Genomic DNA, 11,105 nt, shown 5'->3' with positions numbered 1-11,105 from the left:
TGTTTCGAAACGATTATCTGTTATTTTTGGGGAATTTAAAACCGTTGTTATTGGGTATTTTACAATCGTTGATTACACCAGAAAATCAGTCATTAAAAACGTTACGTAACATGTCAAAAGATGAATATAATAAGCATGTGTTACAAATACAGGAATGGATGAAAGATGAAGAAGAATGGAAAAAACGGGATATTCCATTAAAGGTAGATATGGAATTTCAGCGAATTTGGTCAGATCGATTAGTGGGTGCAAACGCTAAAGATTATATGAGTATAATGGAAAAGATAAATAGTAGAAAGTATTTTCCAAAATCAATGCAAGAAGAAATCGAGAACATTTTCAAAGGAACAGTTAAAAATAGTAAGTTTGAATATGCTGGTCAAAAAGGTGGCTCTACCGCATTCGTATTGACAAAAAGCTTGTATACTATAGATAAGAAAGGGAATAAAGTAGAAGTTGTCATTATGTTTAACGATATAGAAAATCAAGTTGCATATCAAAAGCTGAGAAATAATGTAGATTATTTTATTCGAGATGCTATAACAGATGAAGAGTTTAGAAATAAATTATAATGAAATAATTTTATTATGTAAACAATGAGCTGTTAAAGGTAGGTGTTGAGATGAGGTTGAATGAGTATATGCTTGAAACGTTTCCAAATTTAGAACTTAGACCACCTTTATTTTATAATGGGGATATTGGTATTCGCTTTAGGTTAGGTGTGAACTATGATTGCAATAACATTTATGAAAACTGCCCATATTTAGAGGGCGTTTATAATAGAGCTATTACTTTATTTCGGTCTTTACATGCAACAGAAGATGATATTTATATCGTAGTGGATGTAAATGAATATGCAGACGGTGAAACTTTCAAACACAAATTGAATATCTTTTCTAAGTATGTAAAAGAGAAGTCTGATTTGTTTAAGTTACAGAAAAATACAATCCCTTATGTTTTTCCAGAAGACGATGAAGACGGGGTATATAAAACACATAGATATACTTTGAAATGTAAAGTTTCAGACTTGAAATATATTCCTATGATAAAAGCAATTTGTAATCAAGATATGGGGATAAAACCGCGTATTTTTCATAGGGTGTATTTCATAAATATTAACAAGAATACTATATTTCACATTTATGATGATAGAGGTTGTGATGTATTAGCTACCTCTCCTAATACAATTAGGAATATGTATCATACATATAATGATTGGATATTAGAATACGACAGAAATAAAATTGATAAAGTATTTAATTGAATGTAGTCTATTTTAAATGAGGGAAATACCATAGAGGTGTTTCCTTTTATTAATATGAAAATCAATATTTAAATTTGAAAGCACTTATTACAAAGGTAAAGGGATTTGATGGTAATGTATTGAATTTGGGTAGAAACGGAAAAAGGAGATGAATAAATGACAACAATATATTTCGTTCGCCATGCCCATTCTACCTATACAAAAGAAGAACGGGAGCGTCCTTTATCTGAAAAAGGACACTTGGATGCAGAGAATGTAACAAGGTTATTAAAAGATAGACATATTGATGTAGTGATTTCTAGCTCGTACAAAAGAGCAATTCAAACTGTACAAGGGATTGCGAATACATATGATGTATCGATACAAATAGAAGAAGATTTACGAGAAAGGTTATTAAGTTCAGAGTCAGTAGCAGATTTTAATGATGCGGTCCAAAAGGTGTGGGAAGATTGGGATTTTGCACACGAAGGCGGAGAATCGAATGATGTAGCGCAAAGGCGTGCTGTAATATGTATGCAAAATATATTAAAAAAATATGAAGGTAAGAATATTGTAATAGGAACTCATGGGAATATTATGGTATTACTCATGAATTATTTTGATTCAAAATATGATTTTCGATTTTGGAAAACAATTCGTATGCCCGATATATTTAAGTTGAATTTTCATAATGAGGATTTAGTTTCTGCCGAAAGGATAGAGAATACGGGTCATCAGATAAATAATTTGTAAAAGTTTATCAAAAAAAGAGGAAAGAGAGATATTATTGTAGAAGTATGACTTTGTAACATAAAAAATATGTTAAAGGAGGCTGTTTACATGTTTGAGAAAGAGAAAGAAGGGCTTATTGAAGTTCACAACGTATATGAAATTGTACCACCAGATGGAACAATTATTGGTATGGCAACGGAAGAAGAAATGGAAATTGCTGCTGAACTAGAGCTGCAGTACTATGCTCATTCTCGTTTGTTAGAAGCAAATATTCAGTTAGACGGTTCCTCCTACAAAGAGTTACTTCAGGAGTTCCAGGAGTACGAAAGAAAATCAATGAGCTTTTGGCGAGCAATACATAAGCGTTTAGCTGTGCCGTGGGCATGGGTATTACGTATTGATGTTGCGAATGGCCCTATATATGTAAGTAATGGGAATGCGTATTACGAAGAAATCGATGATGAAGAAGATTATGAATAGATAAGTAAGGAAGCAGCTTTAGTTGCCTCCTTTTTTTATTTTTAGGGAGTGAACCGCTTCAATGATAATATCTGGTCGATCATTTTCAATTCCGTGGCCAGCATGTTCGGCAAGTATATATTGGCTGTTTATTGAGAGTTGTAATTGTTCATGAATCAGTTCTTGCCACATTGCTTCAAGTTGTGTCGCTTCCTCTTTTTGCATGCCGCCCTCAGTCAACTGAGTAATAGAATATTGAGGGTCTCTACCGATAACGATTAAAAGTACTTCTAATGTTTTATAGAGTTCTTTTATTGAGCGAGCACAATTTTTCCACGTAGATAGTTCAGAAGCTGTCGCTTTATATAATGTAGGAGAGGTAGAAAATTCAATGTACTGTCTTGATTGGTTAGCGAGTATTGGCTTTAGTTCATTAGAAAGCATGTCTACATCCATTTTAGAGTATGTATTATATTTTTGAAGCCACATATCATCCGAATCAGTCTGATCAGAAATTGGTAAATGAAGTTCATCTAATCGGTGTAAGTTCATGGATGTAGAATCAACTAAAATAAGTGCTTGCAACTTATCTTCATGTAACATCGCAAAATGTTGTGCACATAAACCTCCATAGGAATGACCGATTAGAATGATTGGTTCGTGAATATCTAGTTTTTGTAGTAACATATGAAGTTCTTTTGTTACTTGTAACGTAGTACGTGAATAATTCCTTAGTTCACTTTTTCCATAACCTGGGCGATGGTAGGAAACGACTGTAAAGTGCTGTGAAAGCTTTTCTATAATAGGAAGCCAATCATAAAATGAGCAAGTCATTCCGGTTTGAATGACTACAGTTTGTTTACTACTTCCTTTCATATATACTTCTATAGTTTGCCCCAATACCTCTACAAGTTTATAAATAGTAACCCCTCCTAACTAAGATTGAAGTAATTTTTGACAAGCAAAAACAATGCACCAAACACCTATACCGAACAGGACAGATGTACTAAGTGAAAACGAATTTTTTAATCCAATATAAACGATAAATAATAGTAGTGCGGATGCAGGAAATCCATATAATACACCTATAGCAAATTGACTTAATTCTTGTTTGTTCCCGCCTTCGAAAGAAATCCAAAATAGGCTTAGTAAACTTACGAGAGGAAGGGCAGCAATAAACCCGCCAATCGTACTATAATGTTTAGCGACTTCAGTAATAACACCGATAATAAGTGCCGAAACGATTACTTTAACGAGGAAATGCATACTTTGCCTCCTTCGCTAATAACGAAAAAGCTTTTTCGATTACTTGTTGTTCTTCTTTCGATAATTGCGATTCTAATATTTTTATCTTTTCTTTATCTAGTAAAGTATGCTTTTCTAATACTTCAATGCCTTCTTTCGTTAAAGTAAGGTTCACAACTCTTTCATCTTGTTTGTTTCTTTCTTTCATGATATACCCTTTTTGAATAAGGCGCTTTACGTGTTCAGATGCTGTGTTATGAGAGAGAGTAAGCTCAGTAGCGACTTTTCCAATTGTTATATCTTTCTCACGAGAAATGATTTGTAAAATACGAATGGCTTGGTGAGAAAGGTTGTCTTCATATTCATATCGTAAGTGATAATAAATGCTCTCCCAATGCTGATTGATGTCTTTCATAATAAATCCTCCTGTTTTTATATCGTATAATAAGATATATTCGTTATTACAGAAGTAAAATCCTTTTATTTGGATAAAAAATGTTGAAAAAGTTTATTTTTATTGAAATATAAGGTAATCTATGTGTAAAGGTATACATTCAGCAAGAGAGAGGATGATAGCTGTGAATACATTCAAATGGATGAGTCATGAACAGATGTATGTAGATGAAATACATGTTGAAAAATGTGGTCCTCTTTCAGTCGGCGTATATGGGGGAAATCAAGAGAGTGATGCATATGAACGAGGAGATGCGGTGCTTGCTTGGTGGGATCCGGAATTACAATTTGAATTTGTTATGATTTTTGATACACACCACAAAACAAAAAATATTGATTATATAATAGAAGCCATTTCAGAAAGAAAAGAGAAACTAAAGGAGTTATTTTCCTACCCGATACATTTAGCTTTTCATCATACACATATGTACTTATTAGCATTATTTACAGATGAGTTGTTTATTGAAAAATGTGATCAAGATGATGAGGAACTTGCATGCTTAATTTGTTTGCGAAAAGGTGAATTTTTATATTGGTTATCAGTCGGTGATTGTTTCGCATATTTATTCCATTCTGAGAAAACGAAAAATGGTAAAGGGCGATTAAATAAGCGGAAGAATTACGAATATATTGGTAGGAAAAATATTTTTGCAGCAAATACACCTTGTTTTACGTCAGGCGTAAGAGGATTAGAAAAAGGAATGAATCACATCGTAATGGCAACGGACGGTATTTTAGAGTGTGATAAACGAAGGTTTGATGATGACCAATCTTTAATAGAAATATTACACGACGGAAGTTGCTTACAGATTGAGCCAGTATTAACAAATGTATTGCAGTGGAAAGGTAGAGATTGTGCCACAATTATTGGATGGTCCATTGACACTGAAAATAAACGATGTGCTAATTAATATAAAAGGAGTTCAAGGTTTTTATCCTTGAGCTCCTTTTTGTTAAGCAATATGGATGTGATACGTTTTTAACCATTCGTTAACTTGTAGCATGTATTCCATAGCACTTCTTGCTTCGAAATTGTTAATTTCTTTATTACTCTGATCGGCAATAGCAAGTAATGTGGAATGATTAATAAGTGAGAAAATAGGATTGTTTTTATTACTACACATGTCGAGTGATAAATGACGGATTGTTTGTAAATAATGTGGGTCTTGTGAAGTTGGATACGCACTTTTTCTTCTATTCCGTACATCGTCAGGTAAAGCAGGCTTTAATGCTCTACGTAAAATGCCTTTTTCAATATTATCAATGCTTTTTATGTTGAAAGGAACGTTCCATAAATATTCAACTAATCGATAATCGCAAAACGGTACACGAACTTCAAATCCTACGGCCATACTCATACGGTCTTTACGGTCAAGTAAGAACGGAAGAAATCTCGTTAAAAATAAATAAAACATTTGACGTTGTTTCGCGGATTTTTTACTTTCGCCTTTAAGAGTAGGTACTTCAAGTATCGCCTCTTGGAATCGTGTATCAATATATTCTTCTAGGTTACATTGGTTACTTACTTCATGTAGTAGAAGAGGAGATGTATTTTTCCAATTTGTTAGCCAAGGAAATTTATCTACATATAGTAATTCTTCTTGATGAAACCAAGGGTATCCACCGAATACTTCATCAGCAGATTCGCCAGATAAAGCTACGGTCGCATCTTTTTTCATTTCGCAAAATAGTAAATATAGTGAAGTTTCCATTTCACCAGCACTCGGTAAATCTTTTGCACGGAGGGGAACGAATAAGTGATTTGCTAATTCTTCAGCATTCACAATAATATCATGATGAGATGTTCCTACATGTTCAGAAACGCGTTTTACCCAAGGAGCGTCTAAACCAGTGCGAGCAAATGTCAGTTCGAAATCTTTTGCGCTATTTACAAAGTCAATGGAATACGTATGAAGTGTTTTATTTTCAGCAGCAAATTCTTTCCCCGCTAGTGCAGTAATCCCGCTAGAATCTAATCCACCTGATAACATGCAAACGAGAGGGACATCGGCAATTAATTGTCTTTTTACTGTATCTTGTAAAATAGATAAAATATGTGATGCTGTATCTTCAGTAGAGTCTGTATGAGCTTTACTTTCTAAATTCCAATACTTCGTAACTACTTTTTTATCACGTGTAAACGTTATACAATGTCCAGCACGCACTTCTTCAATATGTTTAAAGACGCCACATCCTGGAGTTCGAAATAAGCCTAATCCAAATATTTCATTTATGCCATCTGCATCAATTTCAGTAGGGACAGATGGATGCGCTAATAATGCTTTTATTTCAGATCCGAAAATAATGCTGTCATTTCTTTCTGTGTAAAAGAGTGGCTTTACGCCTAAATGATCACGTGCTAAAAATAATTGTTGCTTCTGATCATCCCATAAGGCAAAAGCGAAAATTCCATTCAAATGTTGTACGCAGTCTTCTTTCCATTCTAAATAAGCATGTAGTAACACTTCTGTATCTGAATGCGTTTCAAATGTATGACCACATTTCCTAAGTTGCTCTCTAAGCTCACGGAAATTATAAATTTCTCCATTATAAGTAAGAGCATACGTATAATCACCAGCACGAAATGTCTTCGGCTGTGCTCCGCCTTCTGGATCAATTACAATTAAACGCCGGTGTGCAAAGGCCGCACGAGGCGAAAACCAAAAACCTTCAGCATCAGGACCACGATGCTGAATACTATTTGCCATCTTTTCTAAAATAACATGTTCATTGGAAAGATCCTTATTCCAATTTACCCAACCTGTAATTCCGCACATACACATCTCATCTCCTAATTTTTAAAAGTAGATTAACGAAATAAAATGTACACTAAGTTAAAGAGTGACTATATAAATAGTGTACTACATGAATCAAATTGCAGACTTGAGAAAATTTTCTTTGAATGCATAGTTATGTGAGACAATGGCTAAGGGAAAGTATTCCATTACATACAAAAAATAATAAAAAGGTGAGAGAAAAATTTTTTCTAGACGTTATATAGGGTGTAAAAGCTTTTACAAAAAAATAAGGGGAATCGCTACATGAAATCAAATGAGAAAAATTTTATAAAAAGATTACAGCGGCAAAAAGAAGATGCGCTAGAATTTGTTGTCGATACATATTTACCACTCATAAAGGGAATCACGCATAAAGTTCTACTTCCAATTCAAAATGATGGACTTATAGAGGAATGTGTAAATGATATTTTTCTATCCATTTGGAATAACGCAAATAAGTTTCATGGAGAGCCGAATGATTTTAAAAAATGGATTGCAGCGATTGCGAAGTTTAAAGCAATTGATTATTACCGGAAGGCAACTAAAAAAGTAGAAATTATTTCGGATGAGTTTCATATTAGTACGGAAAAGTCAGCGGAAGATGAATTAATTGTTATGGAAGATAGAGAAGAATTATTGAAGCTTATTAATCAATTAGAACCGCTAGATCAAAAAGTATTCATTATGAAATATTTACTCGGTATGAAGACAGAGGAAATAGGTGACAAGTTAGGATTAACCCGGGCAGCGATCGATAATCGAGTGTACCGGGGGAAAAAGAAACTACAACAAAATGCTACGAATATTAGTTTTGGAGGTAGTGCAATATGAAAGACATTTATGAACTATTAAATGATATTGATATAGATGAGAAAGAACTTGAGGAAATTGAGGCTTCTGAAATTGAAAAAGAAAAAGTGAAGCGCAACTTAAAACAATCTATTCGTACGAAGAAAAAGATGAAAAGTTGGAAAAAAGGCGTTGCTGCTGCATCTATTTTAGTAGGATTATCAGTTGCAACGCTTGGTATTGGGTTTCCTACATATGCAGGGGGATTGCCAATTGTAGGTGATATATTCCGATTTTTAGATAATGGTAGAACAGGGCTATATGAAAATTATAAAGAGTTTTCGACTGAGTTGAATATGACGCGGGAGAGTAATGGGGTTAAGGTTACCATTAATGATGTAATTTCTGATGGCAGAACATTATCTATAACGTATTCACTGGAAAGTGAGCAAGACTTAGGAGATGATCCTATCATATTAGGCGGATTGGATATAATGGACGCTCATGGTAGTTCAGGAAGTGGAAAAATGACTAAAGTTACTGAAAAAAAGTATGTAGGTATGGTAACAACGACGCACCATGATAGTAATCAAAAGGACAAAGTAAACTTTAGATGGAATATAGAGGGAATAGAGATGCCAGATAGGAAAAAATCAATACAAGGTAATTGGAATTTCGCGTTAACTGTAAAATCAGTAGATAGTAAAGAGAGAACAATTGGTGGGAGTTCGGAAAAAGAAGGTATAAAAGCAAATATGGAAAAGGTCGCAATGTCTCCGGTTTCATTTATTCTTTATTACAATCAAGAAGTTTCTAAGGACGCGAGGAAAGAATGGGATAGTGTAGATGTTGAATTGACGGTTAAGGATGATTTAGGGAATGATTATTCGGGTGAAGGAAATGGGGGAAGTGGCGACGATCCTTACAATATTCGATGGAGTTCTACATTCCAAAAGTTAAACGAAAATGCAACAAAGCTTATCGTTACACCTCGTGTACACTTGCGAGTTCATACACCTGAAAATCATGGTGGAGTGGAGTATGTGAATGGGAAAGAGAAGAAAGTAGAAGTACCGAAAAAAGAAGCGAAGAGTAAAGATATTGTTTTAGATGATATTGTAATTGATTTAAAGAAATAGAAGAGAGACTGCCTAAAACGATTAGGCAGTCTTTTTCTCCTTAAGAACTAGTAACAAGTAAAGCATGCGGGTGTTGTGTTTTATACTCATCTTTCCACGGAATGTTTAGTTGTTCCCACGATTCGCCGCTATCATTGGATTGAAACACGCCATTGTTATTTAAAGTGTAAAACGTATGTGGTTCTGCTGGATTTGTCGCAAACATTGAAATGACTGTACCGATTGCTGATGGTAGACCTTGCTGTACTTGCTGGAACGGAGTATCTTTCGTTTTACGATAAATATAAGATTCATAAGGAATACGGTGATGAGCGAGGTCAGCGCTTGGTGCGGCAGAAACGAGAATTGTATCACAATCAGCTGGATCGATAGCCATGCTGTATAAATAATGATGTTCAAGTCCTTCGCTGCATGAAATCCAGCTGTTTCCACTGTTATAACTTTCGAGGTATGCGCGATCAGGTCCGCCCATAAACCCGTCACCACATGATGCATAAAGGCGATTTGGAGCTTCAGGGTGCATAAGCAATTGATGAGCATCGATAGGAGCACCGAATTTTTTATCCATCCATGTATGCCCTCTATCATTACTTTGAATAACAGCACCAGCTTCAATTGAAACATGGATTGTATTTGGATTATTTGGATCAACTGTAATCCAGCGTACGTGATGGGTAAACGGTCTGGGCGGGAAAGCCCACGTATAAGAAGATAATAATGATTTCATATTTTTAAGTTCAGTCCACGTTTCACCACCATTTTCCGAACGGAATAAAGCACTAGGTTCTGTTCCTACATAAACGACGCCATATCCGTTAACTTGTTCATTAGAGCTTATCGTAATGGAAGTGATCGAAGAATGTAAAATACCATCTTCTTTTGGGAAATCAAAGTAACGATAAGAATCTCCAATTGGTCTCCATGAATCTCCGCTATCGTCACTTAACCAGAGACCTCGTCCAAAAGTGCCGCAATATATACGATTCTTTTGAAATGGATCAACAGCGATACAGGTAGGTTGCATATTTTGTAAGTGATACGCTGCTTCATAGTTACCATATCGTTCTTTCACTACAACAAGTTCACGTTCCATACAGAGAAATAATCTTTTCAATTTCGTCCCCTCCTTAAAAATTCTTTCCTTAGTAAACAATATGAAAATAAAAAAGAAGTAGTCTTGTTTTTATTTGAGAAAAAGGACTTGTTTGAAAAATAGCGAAGTGTGTATACAGAGGAAGTGGGATAAAGATAGGGAGTTTGTTTCATACTAATGTACAGATATTATCCTTAAAGGAGCCTTAGTATGGGACATTCACATGATCATGGTCATTCAAAAAATAAAAAGGCGTTACTATTCGCATTCTTACTAACAACAAGTTTTATGATTGCTGAAGTTATTGGGGGATTTGTAACAAATAGTTTAGCACTACTATCTGACGCGGGGCATATGCTAAGTGATGCGGTATCGTTAGCTTTAAGTTTACTTGCGTTTAAGCTTGGAGAAAAAACAGCAACGACTGCAAAAACATATGGATATAAGCGAGTCGAAATGTTAGCGGCATTATGTAACGGTGTCGTTCTTATTGTCATTTCAGTATACATTTTTATTGAAGCAATTCGCCGTTTTAAAGAGCCAGTTGAGATTGCTAGTAATGGGATGCTCATTATTGCTGTACTTGGTCTGCTTATTAATATTTTATCAGCTTGGATATTAATGAGAGGCGGAGATGTGAAGGGCAATTTAAATTTAAGAAGTGCTTTCTTACACGTATTAGGAGATCTATTAGGGTCAGTCGGAGCGATAATTGCTGCGTTACTTATTAAGTTTTTTGGATGGACTGCTGCAGATGCGATTGCTAGTATTCTTGTGTCTATTTTAGTCATTATTAGTGGATGGCGTGTAACACGTGATACGGTCCATATATTAATGGAGGGTGCACCACAACACATAAATGTGGAAGAGGTAAAAAGTACATTATTAAATATTCCGGTTGTAAAAGAAGTTCATGATTTGCACATATGGTCTGTCACATCGGATTTTCAAGTATTAACTTGCCACTTGATTATTAAAGGAAATGAAACACAAAGTGTATTAAAAGAGGCTACGGATGTATTAAAAGAGAAGTTTCATGTAGAACATGTCACCATTCAAGTAGAAATAGATGGTGAATTTAATCATAGTGAGACAACTTGCAAAGTATGAAAGAAAAAGGATAAGAAAAAGTGTCATAACATTTTTCGCACGGCATACATATATATAATGTGGCC

At 34.7% G+C, this 11,105-nt stretch carries 12 protein-coding genes and 1 pseudogene; 8 read left to right on the top strand and 5 right to left on the bottom strand.

Annotated elements, in window-relative coordinates:
• From PDQ68_RS25700 to PDQ68_RS25685, 4 genes and pseudogenes are all read left to right on the top strand, one after another.
• Nucleotides 1-572, top strand: a pseudogene (locus PDQ68_RS25700) (hypothetical protein); the annotation flags it as partial.
• A 50-nt stretch (nt 573-622) separates the two neighbouring features.
• Entirely contained in the window at nt 623-1,264 is a 642-nt protein-coding gene (locus PDQ68_RS25695) for a DUF3885 domain-containing protein (RefSeq protein ID WP_029141095.1), read from the top strand.
• A gap of 156 nt (nt 1,265-1,420) precedes the next feature.
• The gene (locus PDQ68_RS25690; protein WP_061183328.1) at nt 1,421-1,996 is read left to right on the top strand and encodes a histidine phosphatase family protein; all 576 of its coding nucleotides are present in this window, start codon (nt 1,421-1,423) and stop codon (nt 1,994-1,996) included.
• 87 nt (nt 1,997-2,083) lie between these two features.
• Nucleotides 2,084-2,455 carry a hypothetical protein gene (locus PDQ68_RS25685; protein WP_000461775.1) on the top strand — a complete coding sequence of 124 codons (372 nt, stop codon included), beginning with the start codon at nt 2,084-2,086 and terminating at the stop codon, nt 2,453-2,455.
• Nucleotides 2,456-2,473: 18 nt separating this feature from the next.
• Here the strand turns inward: PDQ68_RS25685 and PDQ68_RS25680 are convergent, their stop codons facing one another.
• Genes PDQ68_RS25680 through PDQ68_RS25670 form a run of 3 tightly spaced genes read right to left on the bottom strand, consistent with a single transcriptional unit; the run spans nt 2,474 to nt 4,094 of the window.
• Nucleotides 2,474-3,310: an alpha/beta hydrolase gene (locus PDQ68_RS25680; RefSeq protein WP_410973865.1), complete on the bottom strand. Its 837-nt coding sequence runs from the start codon at nt 3,308-3,310 to the stop codon at nt 2,474-2,476.
• Between the two features lie 60 nt (nt 3,311-3,370).
• A complete protein-coding gene (locus tag PDQ68_RS25675) occupies nt 3,371-3,700 on the bottom strand; it encodes a DUF3147 family protein (RefSeq protein ID WP_016717102.1) in 330 nt (109 codons plus the stop codon).
• Nucleotides 3,684-4,094, bottom strand: coding sequence for a MarR family winged helix-turn-helix transcriptional regulator (locus PDQ68_RS25670; RefSeq protein ID WP_061183326.1), 411 nt, complete (start codon nt 4,092-4,094; stop codon nt 3,684-3,686). The genes PDQ68_RS25675 and PDQ68_RS25670 overlap by 17 nt, the downstream gene beginning before the upstream one ends.
• Before the next feature lie 121 nt (nt 4,095-4,215).
• Here PDQ68_RS25670 and PDQ68_RS25665 point away from each other — a divergent pair, with 121 nt between their 5' ends.
• Nucleotides 4,216-5,043 (top strand): PP2C family serine/threonine-protein phosphatase, encoded by an 828-nt coding sequence (locus PDQ68_RS25665; RefSeq protein WP_016717104.1) that lies wholly within the window; start codon nt 4,216-4,218, stop codon nt 5,041-5,043.
• 42 nt (nt 5,044-5,085) lie between these two features.
• Here PDQ68_RS25665 and asnB read toward each other — a convergent pair whose 3' ends face one another.
• Nucleotides 5,086-6,909 carry an asparagine synthase (glutamine-hydrolyzing) gene (gene asnB / locus PDQ68_RS25660; RefSeq protein ID WP_061183325.1) on the bottom strand — a complete coding sequence of 608 codons (1,824 nt, stop codon included), beginning with the start codon at nt 6,907-6,909 and terminating at the stop codon, nt 5,086-5,088.
• Nucleotides 6,910-7,173: 264 nt separating this feature from the next.
• On the opposite strand from asnB, the gene PDQ68_RS25655 reads away from it, so the two are divergent.
• Nucleotides 7,174-7,740 carry a sigma-70 family RNA polymerase sigma factor gene (locus PDQ68_RS25655; protein WP_061183324.1) on the top strand — a complete coding sequence of 189 codons (567 nt, stop codon included), beginning with the start codon at nt 7,174-7,176 and terminating at the stop codon, nt 7,738-7,740.
• Nucleotides 7,737-8,837 carry a DUF4179 domain-containing protein gene (locus tag PDQ68_RS25650; protein ID WP_061183323.1) on the top strand — a complete coding sequence of 367 codons (1,101 nt, stop codon included), beginning with the start codon at nt 7,737-7,739 and terminating at the stop codon, nt 8,835-8,837. The genes PDQ68_RS25655 and PDQ68_RS25650 overlap by 4 nt, the downstream gene beginning before the upstream one ends.
• A 40-nt stretch (nt 8,838-8,877) precedes the next feature.
• On the opposite strand, the gene PDQ68_RS25645 is transcribed toward PDQ68_RS25650, so the two are convergent.
• Nucleotides 8,878-9,951: a WD40/YVTN/BNR-like repeat-containing protein gene (locus PDQ68_RS25645; RefSeq protein ID WP_016717107.1), complete on the bottom strand. Its 1,074-nt coding sequence runs from the start codon at nt 9,949-9,951 to the stop codon at nt 8,878-8,880.
• Nucleotides 9,952-10,140: 189 nt separating this feature from the next.
• Here PDQ68_RS25645 and PDQ68_RS25640 point away from each other — a divergent pair, with 189 nt between their 5' ends.
• Entirely contained in the window at nt 10,141-11,040 is a 900-nt protein-coding gene (locus tag PDQ68_RS25640) for a cation diffusion facilitator family transporter (protein WP_061183322.1), read from the top strand.
• Nucleotides 11,041-11,105: the final 65 nt, after the last annotated feature.

The sequence above is a fragment of the Bacillus cereus group sp. Bc010 genome (genome assembly GCF_027716745.1).
Lineage (GTDB): Bacteria > Bacillota > Bacilli > Bacillales > Bacillaceae_G > Bacillus_A > Bacillus_A pacificus.
This window is presented reverse-complemented; position numbering and strand designations above follow the sequence as displayed.